At 71.7% G+C, this 20,617-nt stretch carries 14 protein-coding genes and 1 tRNA gene; 7 read left to right on the forward strand and 8 right to left on the reverse strand.

Annotated elements, in window-relative coordinates; genetic code table 11:
* Window position 1: 1 nt before the first annotated feature.
* Complete coding sequence (cobC, locus tag NDAS_RS17000; protein WP_041553206.1) at window positions 2-1,027, reverse strand: Rv2231c family pyridoxal phosphate-dependent protein CobC; 1,026 nt, start codon at window positions 1,025-1,027, stop codon at window positions 2-4.
* 199 nt (window positions 1,028-1,226) lie between these two features.
* Here cobC and NDAS_RS17005 point away from each other — a divergent pair, with 199 nt between their 5' ends.
* On the forward strand, window positions 1,227-2,327 hold the full coding sequence (locus NDAS_RS17005) for a peptidoglycan recognition protein family protein (RefSeq protein ID WP_013154446.1): 1,101 nt from the start codon (window positions 1,227-1,229) through the stop codon (window positions 2,325-2,327).
* A gap of 173 nt (window positions 2,328-2,500) precedes the next feature.
* Entirely contained in the window at window positions 2,501-3,076 is a 576-nt protein-coding gene (locus tag NDAS_RS17010) for a GNAT family N-acetyltransferase (protein ID WP_013154447.1), read from the forward strand.
* Between the two features lie 339 nt (window positions 3,077-3,415).
* Here NDAS_RS17010 and NDAS_RS17015 read toward each other — a convergent pair whose 3' ends face one another.
* On the reverse strand, window positions 3,416-3,706 hold the full coding sequence (locus tag NDAS_RS17015) for a DUF6504 family protein (RefSeq protein WP_013154448.1): 291 nt from the start codon (window positions 3,704-3,706) through the stop codon (window positions 3,416-3,418).
* A gap of 303 nt (window positions 3,707-4,009) precedes the next feature.
* Here NDAS_RS17015 and NDAS_RS17020 point away from each other — a divergent pair, with 303 nt between their 5' ends.
* Together NDAS_RS17020 and NDAS_RS17025 are read left to right on the forward strand one after the other, a co-directional pair.
* Entirely contained in the window at window positions 4,010-6,325 is a 2,316-nt protein-coding gene (locus NDAS_RS17020) for a serine/threonine-protein kinase (protein ID WP_013154449.1), read from the forward strand.
* 39 nt (window positions 6,326-6,364) lie between these two features.
* Window positions 6,365-7,330: a quinone oxidoreductase family protein gene (locus NDAS_RS17025; RefSeq protein ID WP_013154450.1), complete on the forward strand. Its 966-nt coding sequence runs from the start codon at window positions 6,365-6,367 to the stop codon at window positions 7,328-7,330.
* A 137-nt stretch (window positions 7,331-7,467) separates the two neighbouring features.
* Here NDAS_RS17025 and NDAS_RS17030 read toward each other — a convergent pair whose 3' ends face one another.
* From NDAS_RS17030 to NDAS_RS17040, 3 genes are all read right to left on the reverse strand, one after another.
* Window positions 7,468-8,553: an SPFH domain-containing protein gene (locus NDAS_RS17030; protein WP_013154451.1), complete on the reverse strand. Its 1,086-nt coding sequence runs from the start codon at window positions 8,551-8,553 to the stop codon at window positions 7,468-7,470.
* A 44-nt stretch (window positions 8,554-8,597) separates the two neighbouring features.
* A complete protein-coding gene (locus NDAS_RS17035; protein WP_013154452.1) occupies window positions 8,598-9,038 on the reverse strand; it encodes an NfeD family protein in 441 nt (146 codons plus the stop codon).
* A 164-nt stretch (window positions 9,039-9,202) separates the two neighbouring features.
* On the reverse strand, window positions 9,203-12,130 hold the full coding sequence (locus tag NDAS_RS17040; RefSeq protein ID WP_013154453.1) for a penicillin acylase family protein: 2,928 nt from the start codon (window positions 12,128-12,130) through the stop codon (window positions 9,203-9,205).
* A 460-nt stretch (window positions 12,131-12,590) separates the two neighbouring features.
* Between NDAS_RS17040 and NDAS_RS17045 the strand changes: the two genes are divergently transcribed.
* Entirely contained in the window at window positions 12,591-13,106 is a 516-nt protein-coding gene (locus NDAS_RS17045) for a hypothetical protein (RefSeq protein ID WP_013154454.1), read from the forward strand.
* Between the two features lie 139 nt (window positions 13,107-13,245).
* Here NDAS_RS17045 and NDAS_RS17050 read toward each other — a convergent pair whose 3' ends face one another.
* A complete protein-coding gene (locus NDAS_RS17050; protein WP_013154455.1) occupies window positions 13,246-14,133 on the reverse strand; it encodes a cobalamin biosynthesis protein in 888 nt (295 codons plus the stop codon).
* Between the two features lie 545 nt (window positions 14,134-14,678).
* Between NDAS_RS17050 and NDAS_RS17055 the strand changes: the two genes are divergently transcribed.
* Window positions 14,679-14,754: transfer RNA gene (locus NDAS_RS17055), tRNA-Arg, on the forward strand.
* A gap of 260 nt (window positions 14,755-15,014) precedes the next feature.
* Here NDAS_RS17055 and NDAS_RS17060 read toward each other — a convergent pair.
* Window positions 15,015-15,950 (reverse strand): alpha/beta fold hydrolase, encoded by a 936-nt coding sequence (locus tag NDAS_RS17060; protein ID WP_013154456.1) that lies wholly within the window; start codon window positions 15,948-15,950, stop codon window positions 15,015-15,017.
* A 101-nt stretch (window positions 15,951-16,051) separates the two neighbouring features.
* Between NDAS_RS17060 and NDAS_RS17065 the strand changes: the two genes are divergently transcribed.
* The gene (locus tag NDAS_RS17065) at window positions 16,052-16,723 is read left to right on the forward strand and encodes a TetR/AcrR family transcriptional regulator (protein WP_269473044.1); all 672 of its coding nucleotides are present in this window, start codon (window positions 16,052-16,054) and stop codon (window positions 16,721-16,723) included.
* Window positions 16,724-16,925: 202 nt separating this feature from the next.
* Here the strand turns inward: NDAS_RS17065 and NDAS_RS17070 are convergent, their stop codons facing one another.
* Entirely contained in the window at window positions 16,926-18,404 is a 1,479-nt protein-coding gene (locus NDAS_RS17070) for a tyrosine-type recombinase/integrase (protein ID WP_013154458.1), read from the reverse strand.
* Between the last annotated feature and the right edge of the window lie 2,213 nt (window positions 18,405-20,617).

Below are 20,617 nucleotides of genomic sequence, written 5' to 3' on the forward strand. Positions count from 1 at the left end.
CTCACCGGTCGAGCAACTCCCCCAGCGCGTCCGTCAGGACCCGGTGGACGGCGGGTTCGCGGACCGCCACCCGGAACCACTCCGGGCCGAGGCCGGGAAAGGTGTCACCGCGCCGGACGGCGATCCCCCCTTCCCTGAGGCGGGCCCGCAGCCGGTCCGCCTCAGGGTCCGCTACCAGCAGGAACGAGGCCCGGGCTCCCGGGACCACCCGCAGGCCCAGGTTCCGCAGGCCCGCGGCGAGGTCGTCGCGGTGCTCGGTCAGGGACGTCGCCCAGGCGTCGGCCTCGGCGAGGGCCTCCGGCCTGCAGCACGCCTCCACCGCGACCAGGGCGGGCGTGGACACCGACCACAGGGGCTGTGCCTCGGAGAACCTGGCCACCAGGTCGGGTTCGGCGAGCAGGTAGCCGGCGCGCAGCCCGGCGAGGGACCAGGTCTTGGTGAGGCTGCGCACCACCACCAGGCCCGGCAGGTCCCCGCGGGAGGCCAGCGACTCCGTTTCGCCGGGAACGCAGTCGGCGAAGGCCTCGTCGACGACCAGCACGCGCCCGGGGCGGGCCAGCCCGGCCAGGACCGGTCCGGGGTGGAGCACGGAGGTCGGGTTGGTCGGGTTGCCCACCACGACCAGGTCGGCGTCCTCGGGGACCAGTGCGGGGTCGAGGGTGAAGTCCGGTTCCAGCAGCACCCGGTCCACGGCGTGCCCGGCGGCGCGCAGGGCGGCCTCGGGCTCGGTGAACTGGGGGTGCACGACGACCGCCCGCCGGGGGTTCAGGACCCGCGCCAGGAGGACGAAGGCCTCGGCCGCCCCGGCGGTGAGCAGGACCTCGCCCGGCTCCCGTCCGTGGCGCCGGGCGACCGCCTTCCGCGCGCGGGAGGGGTCGGGGTAGGCGCCCAGGCCGGTCAGCGAGTCGGCGAGGAGCCGCCCCAGCCAGGCGGGCGGCGTCCGGCCCCGCACGTTGACGGCCAGGTCGAGCAGCCCGCCGCCGACCTCGGCGTCACCGTGGTGGCGCAGGTCGTGGCCCGCGTCCATGTACTCCCCCACCCCGTATGTTCCTTTCTTCGCAGGAAAAACATCGCACCATACGGCATCAGCAGCCCTTTCTGATAACAGGGGGTGCCTTCGCCACATATTCGGACGTGCCGTTGGTGGCGCGGCTCACGGCCCTGTGTCAGGGTGTGCGCGTTCCCACCCTCAGGGCCCCCGCCCGATCCGAGAGAACGGACACACGATGCGAAGGCGTACCCTCCTGGCCGGTGCCACCGCCGCTGCGGGACTGACCGCGCTGGGCACCGCGCTCACCTCCGCCCGCCCCGCACTGGCCGACACCGGCGGCGACCGCACGGTCCCCCGCGTGCTGGCGGAGCCCTCCGCCTCACACGGACTGGTCCGCCCCGACCTGCGCTTCGACATGGTGGCCGTCACCGGTGACCCCGGAGAGGCCGACGCGGCGGTCCGCTTCGAGACCGCCGACGGCCTGGGCTCGTGGAACCCGGTGCACCTGCACACCGGGGGCCGCGACGACCGGGACCCGGTCGCCGCCGCGCTGGTGCGCGCGCCCGAGGGCGCCACCGGTTACGAGGTGCGTTCGAGAGGGGGGACCGCGGCCGTGAACCTGCGCGACGGAGAGGGTCTGCGCTTCGGCGGCCCCGCACAGGCGTCGCTGTCCGCGGAGGCCTCCGGTACGCTGCGCGGCCGGACCAGCGTCCCGTTCCGCACCCGCGCGGGCTGGGGCGCCGACGAGTCCTGGCGTTTCGACGACCAGGGCGACAACCTGTGGGAGGCGGAGTTCCACCCCGTGCAGGCGCTGACCGTGCACCACACCGCGATGCCGACCGGGGACGACCACGCGGCGGACGTGCGGGCGGTGTACTACCTGCACGCGGTGCAGCAGCTGTGGGGGGACATCGGCTACCACGTGCTCATCGACCCCGACGGGGTGGTCTACGAGGGCCGCCACTCGGGCGAGGACGGCGTGCCGGTCTTCTCCGGGATCCCGCGGCCGGGGCGGGCCGAGTCGGTGACCGCGGGGCACGCCTACGGGTTCAACCAGGGCAACGTGGGCGTGTGCCTGCTCGGGGACTTCACCGACGAGCTGCCCACGCGGGCGGCGCAGGACTCCCTGGTCGACGTGCTGCGCGTGCTGTGCGCGGTGACCGGCGTGGACCCGGCCGGGCAGATCGAGTACGTCAACCCGGGCACGGGCGTGGTCACGCCGGGCGACGCGATCTCCCGGCACCGCGACTGGCTGGAGACCGAGTGCCCGGGCAACGCCTTCTCCGAGGTGTTCGACAGCGCGGTCCGCCAGCGCGTCATCGCGGGCCTGGCCTAGGCGGACGGGGGGTGCCCGCCGGAGCCGTGGTCCGCACGCGGTCCACGGCCGCCCCGACGGGTACTCCCTGGTCGGGGCGGTACGGCCCGCCCCTCGGGGCTCGTGGAGAAACCCGGGTGCCGCACTCGGACTCTGCGCGTATCGTGAGCGCACTCCGACCCGAGGGGAGAGGCGTGACCATCGCACAAGACAGACCGATACTGCCGTCAGTGATCCTGGAGACCGAGCGCCTGCGGCTGCGCCCGTTCGTCGAGGGCGACGTCGACGACGTACACGCGTCCTGCACCGACGCCGAGCTCCAACGCTGGCTCCCCCTCCCCCTTCCCGGGGTGCCCTACACCCGGGAGGAGGCCGAGCGGTGGTGCTGTGAGGTGGCCCCCGCCCTGCGTACCTGCGGTGAGGGACAGCAGTGGGCCATGGTCGAGCGGGAGTCCAAGCGGCTCGTGGGCTCGGTGGGCCTGGTGCGTGTCGTGTGGGCGTCGATGAACACCGAGGTCGGGTACTGGGTCTCGCCGTGGGGCCGCGGCCGCGGATACGCGACGGAGGCCGCCGTGGCCGTCTCCCGCTGGGCGCTGGACCAGGGCTTCCAGCGGGTGGAGATCAAGGCCGCCACCGGCAACACCGGGTCGCGCCGGGTCGCGGAGCGGTCGGGGTTCAGCCTGGAGGGCGTCGAACGCAGCGCGATGCCGCTGCACGAGGGCCGCGCCGACCTGGCGGTGTACAGCCTGCTCCCCGGCGACCTGGGCTGACCGGCGCACCCCGTCCGCACCGTGCTCCCCAGCCGCATCGGGCGGCGCCTCGGCCGCACCGGTCGTACCGGGCACGCGACCGGGGCCGCACGCCCCCCGGCCCGCGGTCGCGGAGTGTACGGGGCACGCGGACGGGGCCGCGTCGCGGTCGCGGAGCGTACGGGGCCGCAGCGGACGTGCCCGGCGGCTGCCCCACGAACGGACACCGCCCGAGCGGGTACCGCGTGCGCGGCGCCACCGGGGATCGGCGCGGAGGAGGGCGGGCGCGGGGCGGGCGGCGTCAGCCGGGGCCCGGTGGGGGCACGGCGAGCCGGCCCGGGGGCCGCCCCCGAGCGCGCCCTACCCCCACACGCGGGAGAGCAGCCACCTTCCGGTGGCCGTGTCGTGGCGCAGTTCGTACACCCCCTGGGACTGGGCCGTGCCCGCCTCCACCCGCCAGTGCCTGCGCTCGGGCGCCTGGGACTCACGCGCCGGTGTCCAGTCCATGCGCAGCGTGACCCAGTGTTCGAGGATCCTGCGCACTCCGTACACCCTGCCGTTCCACACGAACCGGGCCGGGCGCCCCTCGTCCTCGACGACGGTCACCTCCGCCCCGTAGTACCGTCCCACGACACTTCCCCTCAGCATCATCCGCCTCCTGTCAGTCCCGGCACACGCCACCGGGACACCCATCCGTGGGGAAGACGCGGCCAGGTGTTCGAACGTGTGTTCTAATCCTAGCGAAAACCGGTGCCTCCGGGGAACCGTTTCGGCGCGAGGGGCATCCCCACGACTGACACGGCGCGTCCGCGCGCCGCTTTCGAACACCCCGCCCCCGGATCCGGGCCCCGCGTCCGTGGAAGCCGAGGGGGCTGTCAGTCCAGAACGCACCAGCGTGACGGCATCGGTACGCTGTGAGCGCGAACTCCACGATTCATATGAGGACCCCCAACTGTGACGTCGAACGGGCACCAGAGCGGCAAACCCCTGCGCGCGGGGGACCCGCGCGAACTCGACGGTTACCGCATCGTGAGCCGTCTCGGCCGGGGCGGTATGGGCACCGTCTACCTCGCCAGGGACGCCTCCGACCGACCCGTCGCAGTCAAACTCATCCACCCCGACCTGGCTGACGACGAGTCCTTCCGGCTGCGCTTCGCCCGCGAGGTCGAGTCCGCGCGCCGTGTGGCCCGCTTCTCCACCGCGGGAGTGATCGACGCCCGCCTGGAGGGCGATCCCCTCTTCATCGTCTCCGAGTACGTGCCGGGCCCGAACCTGGACGAGGCGGTCCGCGCGGACGGCTCGATGACGGGCGGCACCCTGGAGGGCCTGGCCATGGGCGTGGCCGCGGCGCTCACCGCCATCCACGGCTCCGGCGTGGTCCACCGCGACCTCAAACCCGCGAACGTACTGCTCTCCCCGGTCGGCCCGAAGGTCATCGACTTCGGCATAGCCCGCGCCCTGGACGAGGCGGCGGACGCGGTCACCCGCTCCAGCCAGCTCATGGGCACCCCCTCGTACATGGCCCCGGAGCTGATCCTGGGCGAGCGGGCCACCGCGGCCGCCGACATCTTCGCGTGGGGCTGCCTGGTGGCCTTCGCCGGTACCGGCACCGCCCCCTTCGACGCCGCCACGGTGCCCGCCGTCCTGCACAACATCTCCTCGGCACCGCCGCGCCTGGACGGCCTGGACCCGGATTTGTACGACCTGGTCAACGCGGCGCTGGACAAGAACCCGGCCAACCGGCCCACCTCCAAGCAGCTCCTGGCCAGACTGACCGGCCAGGAGGACCCGCAGGAGGCCGAGGTGGAGCGCACGATCAGCACCTCGTGGGCCCCGCCGAGCAGTTCCCCGGTCCCGGGGCAGCCGCCCCAGGACACCGGGGTGCGGGAGAGCGGGCCCGCGGCGCACCAGACGCCGAGCGGACCGCAGCAGGTGGACGCGCGGCACCCGGACAGCGGACCGCAGCAGGGCGCCGCGCTCCCGGACGGCGGCCAGCCCCTCCACACGCAGGCCGCGCGGCACAACCCGTACGTGCCGCCCACCCACGTCCAGCACCCGGTACAGCCGCCCCACGTGGTCCAGCAACCCGGCGTGGAGCAGCACCACGGCAACCCGGGGCCGCAGCCCCCGGGACCCCAGCCGGGCACGGGGCACGGCGGGTACCCGCCCCAGGGCCAGCCTCCGGTCCACGGCCAGCAGGTTCCCGGCCACTACGCCAACTCCGGCGGTCAGGCCCCCTGGACGCACCAGGCGCACGGCGGTTACGCGTCCTCGCCCCAGGGCCGGCCCGCCTTCAACGCCTACTCCGGTCCCGGCGGCCCGGGAAACCCCGGCGGACCCGGCGGTCCGGACCCAGCGGGCCGACCCGCCGGGCCGTCCGGCGGCTCCCCGCGCAGACGCAGGCGTCTGGTGGTGATCGGCGCGGCCGCGGGCGCGGTCGTCCTGGTGGCCGCCGTGGGCGCGACGGTCCTGCTCAACGGCGGCCCGGAGATCCCGGAGAACACCGTCTCCGTCTACAACACCGATTTCACCACCGATCCCGGCTGGGTCAGCAGGACCTACGAGCACGAGGAGTCCGACGGCTACTGGGCCGAGCGCAGGGGCGCCCTGCTCCAGCTCGACCCCGAGGACAGCCCCAGCCGGGGCGAGGTCGTGTCGCTGGACCGCGAGGAGGTCCTGCCGGACGACGTCCTGGTGAGTACCACCGCGTACGTGGTCCAGGGCCCGGAACAGGCGACGTTCGGCGTGCGCTGCTGGGACAACGACGGCGAGGAGTACCGGAGCCAGTACGAAGGACTGCTGCGCTACGACGGCCAGCGCGCGGAGATCCGCCGGATGCACGAGGCCGAGGGCGACATCACCCTCGGCGAGACCACCGACGTCGCCGGATACACCCCCCAACCCCTCTTCGACGAGTCGGTGCGCGAGGAGTACGGCTACGAGGAGCGCGACCCCCTCGGGTTCGACCACGAGAACATCCCCACCAACACCGTCACCCTCTCCTGCTCCCTGCAGGAGGACGGGGACGGCAACGAGGTCATGGAGCTCTCCCTGTGGGTCAACGGCGAGCACGCCGTGACCGCGGTGGACGAGGAGCCCCTCCCCGACGACGCCGAGGCCGTGGAGGACCGCCGCAGGGTCGGCATCGTCACCCGCTCCGGACCGGGCAACGACTTCCTGGGCGTGCTGTACACCGCGTTCTCGGTCCACGAGATCCTCGAGGAGGACCAGTCGGCCAGCCCGCCGTGGCCGGTCCCGGCTCCGAGCTGACATGATGCCGGGAACCGACCCGGAAGGAGCAGTGGACCCATGCGTGCCATCGTGATCGAGGAGAACGGCGGGCCCGAGGTGCTGCGGCTGGCCGAGAGGGACGACCCGGCGCCCGGTCCCGGGGAGGTCCTGATCGACGTCGAGGCCCGCGGGGTCAACTTCATCGACATCTACCAGCGCAGCGGCCTGTACGACGTCCCGCTCCCCTACGTCCCGGGGATGGAGGGCGCGGGCGTGGTGGCCGCCGTCGGCGAGGGCGTCACCGACCTGTCCGTGGGGCAGCGGGTCGGCTGGGCGATGGCCCCCGGCGCGTACGCCGAACAGGCCGTGGTCAAGGCCTCGCTGGTCGTCCCCGTCCCCGACGCGGTCTCCGCCGAGCAGGCCGCCGCCCTGCTGCTCCAGGGCATGACCGCCCACTACCTGGTGCGCTCGGTGTACCCGGTGGCCGAGGGCGACACCGTGCTGGTGCACGCGGCCGCGGGCGGCACCGGCCTGCTGGTCACCCAGTTGGCCAAGGAGCGCGGCGCGCGCGTCATCGGCACCGTGTCCACCGAGGAGAAGGAGCGCATCGCCCGTGGGGCGGGCGCTGACGAGGTGGTGCGCTACACCGAGACCCCCGTGGCCGAGGCGGTGCGCGACCTCACCGGCGGCGAGGGGGTGGCCGCGGTCTACGACGGCGTCGGCCGGGACACCTTCGACGCCAGCCTGGCGTCGCTGCGCCCGCGCGGCGTGCTGGCGCTGTTCGGGCAGTCCTCGGGAGAGGTGGCCCCGGTGGACCCGCAGCGGCTCAACTCCGCCGGTTCGGTGTACCTGACCAGGCCCTCGCTGGCCTACTTCGTGGCCGACCGCGAGGAGCTGCTGGGCCGGGCCGGCGACCTGTTCGCGCTGGTGGGCGAGGGCCGTCTGGACGTGCGGATCGGCGGGCGCTACCCGCTGTCCGACGCGGGACGGGCCCAGAGCGACCTGGCCTCGCGCCGGACCACCGGCAAGCTCCTGCTGGTCTGAGCCGGACGGCCGCGCGCCGAGCACACGGCGGGCGGGGGAAGGTGTCACCTCTCCCCCCCTCACGGACGGACCGGTCATCCGGTCCTTCGCACGCGACCGTGCGCGCCCTGCCCCCGGCCCGCGCGGACGGACCCTAGTCAGTCCTCTTCGCGGGGCCCGGGCGGCCGGGAGCCGCCGAGGGCCGACCCGGCCCGCCGGACGTCGTCGCGGGCGTCGGCCACCGCGCGTTCGGCGGCCTCGGCCGCGTCCACGGCCGCCTGCGCCGAGGAGGACCGGGTGGGATCGGGCGCCGTGAGCTGCGCGGGTCCCCGGGGTTCGGCCTGCTCGTCCTCCTTCTCCGTGGAGGGAACCGTCGGGGCGTTGCCCGCGAAGGCGTGGCTGACGTTCTTGACCGCCTCGGTGAGTTCGCCGGGGATCACCCAGAAGGTGTTGCCGTCGCCCTCGGCCAGGGACGGCAGGGTCTCCAGGTACTTGTAGGCGAGCACCTTGGCGTCGGCGTTGTTGGCGTGCACCGCCTGGAACACGCGCTCGATCGCCTTGGCCTCGCCGTCGGCCCGCAGGATGGCCGCCTGCTGGTCGCCCTGGGCCTCCAGGATGGCCTGCTGGCGGGCACCCTCCGCCTTGAGGATGCGCGACTGGCGCTCGCCCTCGGCGTGGAGGATGGCCGCGCGCTTGTCGCGGTCGGCCCGCATCTGCTTCTCCATCGCCTCCTTGATGGTGGGCGGCGGGTCGATGGCCTTGATCTCCACGCGGTTGACGCGGATGCCCCACTTGCCGGTGGTCTCGTCCAGGACCCCGCGCAGGCGGGTGTTGATCTCCTCGCGGGAGGTGAGGGTCTTCTCCAGGTCCATGGAGCCGATGACGTTGCGCAGCGTGGTGACGGTGAGCTGGTCGATGGCCTGGATGTAGTTGGCGACCTCGTAGGCCGCGGCCCTGGGATCGGTGACCTGGTAGTACAGCACGGTGTCGATGTTGACGACCAGGTTGTCCTCGGTGATCACGGGCTGCGGGCGCGAGGTGAACACCTGCTCGCGCAGGTCGAACTTGGAGTTGACGCGGTCCACGCCCGGGATGAGGAAGTTCAGACCCGGGTTCAGGGTGCGGATGTAGCGGCCGAAGCGCTCGATGTTGTACGCCCTGGCCTGTGGGACGATGCGGATCGCCGACAGGGCGACGGCCACGACGACGACCGCGAGGATGATGAGGGCGATGGTGGGTTCCATGTGCTGGCACCTGGCCTAGGTCGGGGACGTGGCTGTGTCGGGTTTCAGGGCAGTGCTTCGCGCGGGTAGACCACGGCTGTGGCCCCGTCGATCTCCATGACGTCGACGCGTGTGCCCACCGGGATGACGAGGTCCTCGTCGATGCAGCGCGCGGACCACTCCTCCCCGGAGAGCTTGATCCTGCCCCGGTCGGCGCCGACCTCCTGGAGGACGACCGCGGAGCGTCCGACGAGCGCCTGGGCGCCCGACCTGACGACGGGGCCGCCCCTGAGCTGGCGCCGCATGATCGGCCGCACGAGGTAGATCCCGGCCGCCGCGGTGGCGGTGAACCCGATGATCTGCGCGGCCACCGGAAGGCCGATGGCGCCGAGGAGGGCGGCGACCAGCGCCGCGACCGCCAGGAGGCCCAGCACGAACGTGAGGGTGAAGACCTCGACGACCCCCAGGCCCACGGCGAGGATGAGCCAGATCAACCAGGCGTCCATGTTGCTGCGGCCCTCCCGCTCATGTTCGGGTATTCCTTACGCTACCCACACGGACCCGGCGAAGCACGCGATCCGGCTCCAGTGTTCCCCTGCCGTGACACACGGACGCGGCCCCCGCTGGCACCCGCTCGGGGCCACCGCGGGCCGCGTCCGCTCCGCCCGTCCTACCGTCCGCCGGAGAACTGGTAGACGAGCTGGTACGTGGGCCGGTTCTGCCACGCGATGGGCCACATGTTGATGCCGCCGACCGCCTGGTGGATCACCGTGTCCGCGCACAGCTGGTCGCCCGGGTCGCAGTGCTCGTCGCCGGGGTAGACCTCCGCCGCGGGGGTGTCCGCGGCCTGGGCCAGGGTGTCCAGCAGCACCGTACGGCAGGCGTCGGGGTCGCCGCCACCGCAGTAGGCCTCGCCCAGTCCGCCCTCCACCTCCTGGCCGAGCACCGTGCGCAGGTCCTTGTCCACGTAGGACCACCAGCCGTACTGGAACGCCGATCCCCGGTGGGGCTGCGCCTGGTTGACGCTTCCGGGCTCGCCTCCCCCGATGGAGCCCGAGGGCGACTCGTCGGTCTGCACGGCCCTGGTGAGCTGGGTGTAGAGGTCCTCGCCCAGGCCCGGTTCGAACTGGGCCCGGACCAGCAGCGGCCACCAGGCGTCCAGCGTGCGGATGGCGTCGGCGTGGGAGTAGTACCCGGCGTCGCGGAAGGGCTCGCGGCGCAGGGATCCGGACTCGTGCCAGAGCCGCAGCTCCTCCACGACCGCGGCCAGTTCGGGGTCGTCCACGGCCTCGGCACCGATCACCTCCAGCAGGAGCGGGAGGACCTCCTGGGCGCGCAGGTCGGCGACCCCGGCCTCCATCATCACCCGGGTCAGGCTGGCGGTGGTGAACTCGTGCCCGTCGGCGACCAGCGCGGAGACGCGGCCGTCGATGAGGTCGCCGCGGTGCACCGGTCCGGTGGCCCAGCCCGAGGTGTAGCCCTGGGCGGGCTTGTTGTTCCAGTTGACGATGTAGTCGGGGTTGACCGCCTGCGGGTGGTCCTCCTGCGGGTGGTAGTCGGCGCCGTTGGTGGCGGGGTCCCAGCCGGACCAGCCCGCGTCGGAGTAGGCGTCCACGGGCAGGTTGGGGTTGGTGCCCTCGGTCCGGACCGGGTTGGCCCCGGAGTTGACGAAGGCGATGTCCTCGTCGTCGACGTAGTGCCAGTTGAAGGCGTAGCCGATGTCCTCGGCCGCGTCCGTGAAGGTCTGCGCCGAGGTGATCTCGCCGGGGTCGTTGAAGCGCTGGAAGCCGATGATGGAGTCGACCTCGCGCATGTAGGTGGAGCGCCGCGTCGTGAACGCGACGGGCTCGCCGTCCACGGTCGCGAAGGAGTGCACCAGGCCGAACTCCGAACGCAGGGAGGTCAGCGTGTAGCCGCCCGCCGGCGTGCCGTCGGCGACGGTGGGCGACCACTCGTTGGTGACGCTCAGCTCCTCGAAGGGCACGCAGTCCCCGGCGGTGTCCACGTAGGCGCGCGACCCGGTGGTGGGCGCGGACCCGTCGGTCTCGCACAGTTCGACGGCGAAGGTGTCGGTGACGTCCTGGCCCGCCGAGGTGGCGCTCCAGGCGTAGTCGACGCCGCGCCCCATCTGGACGTAGAAGCTCACGCCCGCGAAGGACGCGCCGCGCGCGCTGACACCCGGCCCCTGGAGTTCCTGGAGCATGAGCAGCTGCGGGGAGAAGTAGCCGGTCTGGGGGCCCATCACCGCGACGGGGTTGCCGCTCGCGGTGTGCTCGCCCGAGACGAGCAGGGCGTTGGACATGCCGCGGGGGTCGGTGAAGCCCTCGGGCAGGACGCCGTCGTTGAACACGCCCTCCACCGCGGACAGGTCCCCGTCCTCGACCATCCGTTCCAGCTCGTCGCGCTGCTCCTCGGGCAGGTCCTCGACGGCGGGCGCCTCGGCTCCCTCCCCGGGCTCCTCCACCGTGCTCGCCAGGGGGGCGGGCTGCTCGGCGGTCTCGCCGCTGAGCGCGGAACCGTGCTCGTCGTGGACGATGTCGTAGGGCTCCACGGAGCCGGGGTCGGGCACGGCCTCGCCGACCGGGTTCTCGGGGGTGCCGCCGTAGGGGAACTCGCCCCCGACGCTGACCACGGCCTCGGGGTCGTTCTCCATCCGCCAGGCGCGGTAAAGCTCGGCGCCCTCCTCGGCTCCGTAGCGGTCCCGGAAGTTGGCGAGCACGACGGCCGCCTGGACCTCGCCGCCGCCACCGCCGCCGAAGATGCCGCCCACCATGGCGGCGATGCCGACGACGTCGGTCGGGGTGAAGGGCTCGATCTCCCCGGCGTTGGTGATGGCGTCCTTGTGCCCGGTCAGGACGTACTCGCCGGGGAAGTCGCGGTTGTCGTCGGCCTCCTCGATGTAGGCGTTGACGCCCTCCAGGTAGGCGTCGACGTCGGCGAGGGCCTGTTCACCGCGCTCTCCGCCGGCCGCGACCCGGTCGATCTGCGCCTGCTTGTCCTCCTCGGTGTAGGGGGCGCTGCGCCACAGGTCCTGTTCCAGCCCGCGGTTGCCCTCGGCGCCTCCGGCGAAGGAGGTGAGTTCGCCGCGGCCGACCCGGCGCAGCACGTCCATGAGGAAGAGGCGGTCCTCGGCCGCGGCGTACCCGGCGCCGAACATGGTGCCCTCGCGGGTGGTGCCCTCGACGTGCGGGATGCCGTGGTCGGCGTCGCGGGTGATGGTGACGTCGTCGCGCGGCTGGTACCGGCGCCCCACGTCGTCGGGGTCGACCCCGAAGCCGGCGTCGAGGAAGAAGTCGTCCAGGCCCTCCTCGGTGAGGCCGTCGTAGTGGTGGACGAGGTTGTCGTACATGTCCAGCTGGCTGGAGGAGTGCCGCGGCCGGGTGCCGAAGACCTGGTGGCCGAGGATCTCGACGAGCGTGGCGCTGCCGTTCTGGCCGGGGGGAAGGATGTCGTTGCACCCCCCGGGCGCGCAGTAGTCGGGTTCCGGTTCGGCGAGGGCCTGGGGGGCGGCGGGCAGGGCGGCGAGCGTGGCCGCGGCCACCGCCAGGGCGGTACCCGAGGCGCCGGTGCGTAGCCGTCTTCTGAACGAGGGGAACAAGAGCTGTCACCACCTGGGGGTGCGGGCGATGGGTGAGCGCATGCTACGCACGGGTAGGGAAATCGCGAAAGAGATTCACGTTTGGGCGGGCCGGAAGGACCCCGCACCAGAGAACCGGCGGGTTTGGAGTGACCCACGCCACAAGCAGCCCGAATTCCGGGGCGCCGACGGGAAAGCGCCCGGTACGGGGGCCGGGGCGTGGCCACATCCGGCCACGGCCCTCGGCCGCGACGCCCGCGGGGCCGTGGGCGCGGTCGGAACGGCCCTGGGAACCGGGCGGTACGGCCCTGGAGGCGGGGCGGTACGGCTGGAAGGGGCCGGGGAGGGGGCGGCGGCAGCGGGAATGGGCCCGGGAAACGGGACCGCACAGGCGGGACCGGGCAGGCGGACAGGCGGGCGGGTCGGTGCCGGTACCGGGGAAGTGGTTCTGGGCCTCCCCGCCCTTTGACACAATCGCCGCATGAGCGAGTACCCCAACTCCCGTCCAGGGGAACCGTGGTGGCACGAGCCCCACGGCGAGACCCCCGGCTGGGGCCTTCCCCCGCAGCAGCACAGCGGCGGGGCCCTGGAGCCCTACGGCTCCCCCACCGGGGGCTACCAGCCCGCCGCCCCCCAACCCCAGCCCGAGGGGGACGTCCCCCTCGGCACCATCGGAGAGATCGCGTTCTCCCGGCACACCGTGATCACCCCCGTCGGGCGCTTCCCGATCAGGGGAACGGTGTGGACGGTGAACGACATGAGCCGCACCGAACGGAACACGCCCACCTGGGCGATCATCGTGGCCATCCTGGTCTTCTGGTGGACCTGTCTGCTCGGACTGCTCTTCCTCCTGGTCAAGGAGCAGAGGACCACCGGGCACGTGCAGGTCACCGTCCAGGGGCACGACAGGCACTACAGCACGACGATCATGGTGACCCACCCGGGCATGGTGGGCCAGATCCACCAGCAGGTGAACTACGCGCGCAACCTGACCTGAGTCGGGCCCGCGCCCGGCGCCGCCCCGGAAGCGGACGGCCGTCCGCTTCCGGGGTAGGCGCCCGCGGTCCCGGGGGCCGGGGCGCTCCCGGCCGCCCCGGAGCCCCGCACCAGGTGTTCACCGACGCCCGCGGCGCGCGCTACCGGGCCACCGCAGCGGCCACGGCCAGGGCCCCGAGGTGGACGGCCCGGGCGAGGCGGACCGCCCGTCGGATGTCGTCGACCCCGGCCCGGGGCCCGTCCCCCATCGCCGGGCGGCGCTCCTCGCGCCCCCCGTAGACGTTGGCGCCGCCCAGGGTCCTGCCGAGCGCTCCCGCGAACGCGGCCTCGCACTGCCCGGCGTTCGGGCTCGGATGCCGGTCACCGTCGCGCCGCCACACGCGCCACGCCCCGCGCACGTCGCCGCCGACCACGGGCGCGGCCAGCACCGCCAGGACCGCGGTCAGCCGGGCCGGACCCCACCCGGCGAGGTCGTCCAGCCGCGCCGAGGCGGATCCGAACCGTTCGTAGCGCTCGTCGCGGTGACCGACCATGGCGTCGAGGGTGTTGACCGCACGGAAACCCGCCAGACCCGCGACCCCGCCCAGGGCTCCCCAGACCAGGGGGCCGACCACGGCGTCGGAGGTGTTCTCCGCGACCGACTCGACCACCGCCCGGGCGACCCCCGCCTCGTCGAGCCCGGAGGGGTCCCTGCCGCACAGGTTCGGCAGGAGTCCCCGCGCCCGCGCGAGGTCGCCCTCCTCCAGGGCCCCGGCGATCCGCTCGGCCTCCCGGCACAGCATGCTGCCGCCGAGCACGGCCCACGTCGTGGCCGCCGTCGCCGCGCCGCCCCGCACCACGGAACCCGCGGCCACCACCGGGAGCACGGCCCCGGCCGTGAACAGGGCCCCGCGCGCCCGCGAGTCCCCGTAGACGCGTCGCTCCCACCATCCCGCGGCACGCCCGTACAGGGCGACCGGATGCCCCCTACGCGGGTCGGGCACCGCCTTGTCGAGCAGGAAGCCCGCCACCAGTCCCAGAGATCGCACCCGACCACGTTAGCCGTGCCAAGGAAGTCCCCCGCAACTCCCAAACCACGGCAAACCATGTTTGTCCCTCTGGGTAATAACACATACACAAAGAGCAATAAGCGGCTGACCGTAAGGAGCCCCCTCATGCTGACCGCGCTGACCGCGCTGTTGGTTTCCGCAGGTCAGTGGTGGATGTTCTGACTCCCCGCCCCACTTTGGGCATCGGGACTTCGCGAAACGCCCGGGGTACAGCACCGCACCAGGAGTTAATCACCGGTAACGTGGTGCGCGAGGCCCATAGCGACCGGTTTGGTGGAGCGCGCGTGGTAACGAGAGGCAACTACGAATCACCGTAGTTGATGAGGCTTTGCCCGCCTGTGGGCGACATCGGACGAATACCCTAGAATGTCTGCCCGGGACGCCACCGGCACCACGGCACGGGTCTCCTCCCAACCGCAGGCCCGCCGAGCGGCCCCCGCCCTGCCTCCGGCACGCGACACCCACCCGCGACCACGTGTCACAGCGTGATCACGACCTGCCGTAGCGGGCCACAATTGAATCGAGCACCCGTAGCTCAGTGGATAGAGCACCGGACTTCTAATCCGATGGTCGCAGGTTCGAATCCTGCCGGGTGCGCCACAAAACCCCAGGTCAGAAGGGGTTCACGAGTCGAACAGACGAGGCACCGGGCCTGGTTCGGGGCCTGACATGCTCCGTGTGTGCTCCCCAGTACAAGGTCCAGTACAGGTGGGGGCGCACCTCGCGGAGCACTTTGCCGTCCCGTGACCCAACGACCCCACTACCGATGCGGCCCTGTGGCGCCGCACAGCCCCGCAGGACACACCACTCGGACCCACCCGGGGAGATTCAGTTCCTCCTGGATGTTGGCTACCAGCACCTCAAAGGGTCTCGGGCGATCGCGGCCCGGCCGGGTCCGTCGCGTTATTCGCAAGTGCGCGTATCTCCGCGGCGACGGTATGCCACATCGCTGCGGGGATCTCGTGCCCGACACCCGGCAGCGCGACCAGGCGCGCGCCGGGGATACTGGCGGCGATCGCGGTGGCCGCGCGCGGTCGGATTAGAGGGTCGCCCTGGCCGTGCAGCACCAGGGTGGGAGCCGTGATCGTGCTGATCGCCGAGCCGTGCCACTGGGCCCCGATCTGACGGCTCTGCGCCTGGGTGTCGCGGGCACCAGCGTCGGCGAGGCGTTCGGCCCTCGCACTCTCCTCATTCTCGTCGAAGGGGTAACCGGGCGATGCGCAGAACCGGCTGATAGCGAAGGCGGCCCGGACGGCGCCCTCCCTGGTGTCGGGGAAACGCATCCGACTGAGGCGGGCGAGGGCCGGGAGGTTGATGTAACGCAGGGTGCGCAGCCCCGCCGTGTCTCCGGGCACCGCCGACATGGAGGTCAGAGTGCGGACACGGTCCGGATGCCGAACCGCGATGCGCTGGGCCACGGCCCCACCAAGGGACATTCCGAACAGGTGCGCTGAGTCCCACCCGAGTTCGTCCAGCACAGCGACGGCATCGTCGGCCATGTCCTCGGCCGTGTAGGCCGCGCCCCGTCTGCCTAACAGAGCGGTGACGGGCAGGCGGGTCCTCGACGGCGGCAGGTGCGTAGATTCGCCGGCGTCGCGCTGGTCGTAGCGGGCCACCACGAAACGCTGATCTGCCAGGGCCTGGCACAGGCCGTCCGGCCACCACTGTCGGCTGACGCCCAGGCCCATGATGAGCAGGAGCGGCTCCCCGTTGTCCACCCCGGTGAACGTGTCGAAGGCCAGCCGAACGTCACCGTTGCGCGCCCACCTGGTCGGAGCCCACTGCCGTCGGTCCACTCTCCCACTCCTTCCAATACTGCGATCACTGTTCTCAGTATTAGGATAGGCGACACATCCCAACATGGAAAGGGGGGCCGGTGGCCGAGGAACCGAGGACTGTGTGGAACCGCCCAGAACGGGGGACACGCGGCCCCGCGCCCTTGCGCGACCGGGCGCAGATCACTGCCGCCGCGATTGAACTGGCGGACGGGGGAGGGCTCGCCGCGGTATCCATGCGGCAAGTGGCCGAGCGGCTGGGCACCGGTCCGGCCTCGCTGTACCGCTACGTCTCTACCAGGGGCGACCTGCTCGATCTGATGGCCGATGCCGTCACTGGGGAGATCGAGCTCGGCGACCCGCTGAGCGGGGATCCGGTCGAGGACCTCGCCGCGCTCGCAGGCCGAGCGAAGCAGGTGTACCTGTCCCATCCGTGGCTGCTCGACCTGCCCACGGAACCCGTCCTCGGGCCTCGGGGCATGGACTACCTGGAGTGCACGCTGCGTGCACTGGCCCCGACTTCGCTGTCCTACACCGCCCAGTTGGAAACCATCGGATTGGTGAACGGGCTGGTGGCCCTGTTCGCCCGAACCGAACTCAGCCGCCGGAACCCGGCCACCGACCCCCGACACGCGCACGCGTCCCACCTGGCCGCCGCCGCGACTGAGGAGCGGCACCCGCTCATCACCACCGCGTTGGCGCACAGACCCGCAGTAGAAGCACCCCAGGACGCACACGTGCTGTTCGAACGGATGGTGCGCCGAGTGCTCACCGGCCTCGTCGACACCCCCTGACCCGCCCACGGCCGCAGTCGGCTCGCCAGGTGTCTGTCCCCGGCGGCACGTCTCCTCGAGAGTACGTCCTGGACCAGGGGACCTTTGATCCGGTGGGTGGCTGGACCCGGGCATGAGGAAACCCCAGGCCAGTCGGGGTAAACCCGTGCGCTGACCTGGGGTTGGTGGTGCCGTGTGGCTCGGGGTGTGCTCGGCGGTTCGGCTACCCGGCCCTCACCGGAGCCGGGCCACGCAGCAGCGCGGCGGTGGCTTCGGCCGCCGCTTTGGCCACGTCCGGGAACACCGACTGGTAGGTGTCCTGGGTGAAGTGCGTGGTCGCGTGCCCAAGCTCGGCCGAGACCACCTTCACGTCCGTCCCGGCGGCCAGCGCCAGCGAAGCGGCCCCGTGGCGCAGCCCGTGCAACGTGATCGGCGGCAACCCGGCGGCCCTGGCAATGCGCAGGAACCAGTCACTGACCTGCCCCGGATGCCACCCCGAACCGTCCTGGCGGGTGCAGGCCAGGCCGCTGTCCGTCCACGCTGGTCCGGCTTTGAGACGGGCTTCGTTCTGGAACCGCTTCCAGACCCGCAACACCTTGATGGTGTCCGCGTCCAAGGTGATGGTGCGCTGTCCCGCCGCGCTCTTCGGGGTGGAGGTAATCGTCTCCCAGGCCAACTGGACGACCTGGACGCGGATGTCGATCTGCCCGTCCGTCAGCCGGGTGTTGGACCAGGGCAAGCCAACCGCTTCTCCTCGCCGTAGGCCTTTGACCGCGATCAGGTGGAACATCGGGTACAGCCACGGATACTTTCTCGCGTGCACCAGGAACGCGCGGGTCTGTTCCGGGGTCCACACCATGACCTCTCCCGGCACGGTCCCGTCCTTGGCCCATTGGCGCACCCGATCGGGTGTCCACACCAGCGGACGCTTTCTGGGGCAGGAGGGCAGGCGTACGTGCGAGGCGATGTTCACCGACACCGGCAGGTCCGGGCGGCGCACCGCCTCCGACAATGCGCTGCGCAACGTGGCGCGGATACGGTGCTTGGTGGACAGCGAGATCACCCTCCGCCCCCTGACCGAAACCCGCACCTGAGTGTCGTCGGACTCGCGACATTCGAGGATGTGGGCGTTGGTTTCCTCGATGGCCGCGAACATGCTCTCGACGTGGCGAGCCTGGAGCTTATCCACCCGGAGCCGGCCCAGGTGCGGGGCGAGATAGGTGCGGATGTGCCCGGCGTAGGAGGTCCGGGTTCCCGCAGCCAGATCGGGCTTGCCCTTCAACCACTCCCCCAACCACGCGGCAACGGTGGGTGGTTCGGTGCGCACGTCCACCGCCATCGCGACCCGTTTACGTACCTCTTCCAGGTCGGGGAGTGGGCGGCGTTGCTTCAACGCCGCCTGGACCAGGTCAGCGATCTGCGCTTCGACCGTGGGGTCCTTCTCCGCCAAGGCGATCAACGCCTTGACATGCCCGAGCTCTTTACGGGCTTGTTCCTGGGAGGCCAGGCCGACCCGGCGGGCCTGGCGGCGCCCACCCTCACCAGTCGGGGGAAGCTCGTACTGGAACGCCCACGCCCCATGAGCCGGATTCCAACCCCCGGTCCGGCGCTTGAGCTGCGGACACCTCACCCCCAACGCCCTACCGGTGCTCTCATCACGGCATCCGCACCGTTTGAACGTGGACCCCTCACGCGCGACCATACACGGCCTCACCTTCGTCTCGATCACCACGCACACCGCACCCGCTGCACCCGGCAATCACCGGCAGTGAGCCGACCTCGGTCACCGTGACCGAAGTGCTCACACTCACACGACCCACCTCTGAGCTGCATGGATACGGCGTACGGCCCCGCGTGTGGCGGGGTACCACGCATCCACGCTCGACCTCGTAGAGGTGGTCAAGCGGATTCGACACAACCGCCATCCGATGGGCCCACACCCCCGCCCGACCATCCGATACGCCCGGCTTCGTCCTGTTCCTGCCACGACCCTGACCAGGGCCGTTCCAGGGGCCAGCGACGCGGGGCCCACCGAGCCCGCCACGCGGCCGGTCCGCGCCGACCGGCCCGCCCCAGGACGCCCGGGGCACCGCCGCGCGGTCGGGCCGACGTCGGGGCGCTGACAGCCCCACGCCACCCGCCCGCGTCCCGGGGTCACACCATGAGCCTGGAACCCGTCCCGGACCACCCCGTTTTCGAGCCGTGCTTCTCCTCGCCACCGCGCCTCGGCCCTCCCCCGTCTTCGTCTTGGGCCTTTTCGCCCTGATGAACCCCTATGAAGACGCGTCAACTGAAGATGCGACACCCGACCTCAGAACCTCACGCGGCTGGGCCTCCGCCACCGCGTACTGCTGGCAGACGAGGTCGCGCGAAACACGACGTGAGACAACAAAAAAGCACGTGGCAGGCGTCAACAGGGAACGCTGCGATGCAGCGCCCGGAGCTGGTCGATTTTGGGCTCTGCGCAGGAGTAAGGGGTCAGCTTTATCTCTCACGATGAAGGCGAAATACTTTCGCTGAGAAAGAGGCGAAGAAAGAAGGGATACCGCACACGTAGAGCGCTCGTGGAGGCGGGCGGGGCGGGGCGCGCTCGCCCGCGAGCGAGGGCGCCCCGCCCGCCTACGTGAGGAGAACTACCCACTTGGGTATAAGTCTGGACGGCCGTTGGCCCACCCACAGGGGCGTTGACCTGCACATCAGCATGGTTAAGGGTGGGCCAGCCAAGAGTGGCCCACCCGCTGGCCCAGTCGTTGGCCCATGCGCTGGCCAGGGGTTCACTTCGGGTTCAGTGGAGGTTCACACCCCACCTTCCCGCTTCCAAGGACGTCAGAGAGAAAGCGCGCATGCGCTTCTCACAGGCACAGGAAATCGCGCTTTGCCACTCGATAAGCGAGAGCACTCCGGCTACCTCGATCGCACCAGAGCGACTCTTCGCGGGAAGGGATCGCGATTGCGATCCGGAAGGAGAAGATCCCTTCTTCCATGGCGTCTTGGCCAGGGGAAGCCTGCGCGTGGCAGGTGGCAGAACTCGCGTGCCCCTGGTCTGGTGAGAGGAAGAGAGGGCAGACCAGGCCGTCAGGGAGAAGTTCCGGCGCAAGGGGGGAAGGCAGCCACGGGTGATCGAGGTCAAGGTACCTGTAGGCGGGCGGGTCCGCCCCCGCTTGTCGGGGCGGGCCCGCCCGCCTACGTGAAGAGGACTACCCACTGGGTATAAGTCTGGCTTTCCAACGGCCCATCCACAGGGCCTTTGACCTGCACTGATAACGCCCGCGAGGTGGGCCGATCAAAGCGGCCCACCTACAGGCGGAGACACAGGCGGAGTCACAGGCCCCCGGAAAGGCCCCGTCACCGGCGGAGCCACAGGCCCCTCAACGGCCCTTGCCCTGACACAGGGTTCTTCTGGTCTCCGCCACGTGAGGGCCGGGGCGTCACCGACCCGTGATCACGGTCAGCGCCGCCCCGGAGTGGGTTCTTTCTTCTCAGGTGGTGATCGCCTGCCAGCGCCGCACCAGATGAGCCAGTTCAGCGAACTCACCCTTGCCACCGCCCCCAGGGCTAGAAAGCGATGATGTCGCCGGGCCTCGACCACCCGCCGCTTCCCCACCTCGGTTCGCCCGCACGTCTCCCCTGGCATACGTGCGGACGACGCGGTCTTCGTGCCGAGCGAGGTAAGGGCGCACCCCGCGCACCCCTTCGTCGTCCTCGCACCACCCACGTGGTCCCGTGTACGGGGTCCGCTGCGGCGGCACCCTCACCGGAGCCTCCCTCGGCTGTTCCTCTCCGGGCCGGGGCCGAGGAACATTCGCGCTCCCCTTGGCCGCAGCCCGCACCGAGACCGGTTCACGGTCTCCCCGCACACGCCGCGAGGGCAGCGGTGGGCGGACCTCGGCCGCCAGTCGTGTACTCGGACCGGTG

The sequence above is a fragment of the Nocardiopsis dassonvillei subsp. dassonvillei DSM 43111 genome, from assembly GCF_000092985.1.
Lineage (GTDB): Bacteria > Actinomycetota > Actinomycetes > Streptosporangiales > Streptosporangiaceae > Nocardiopsis > Nocardiopsis dassonvillei.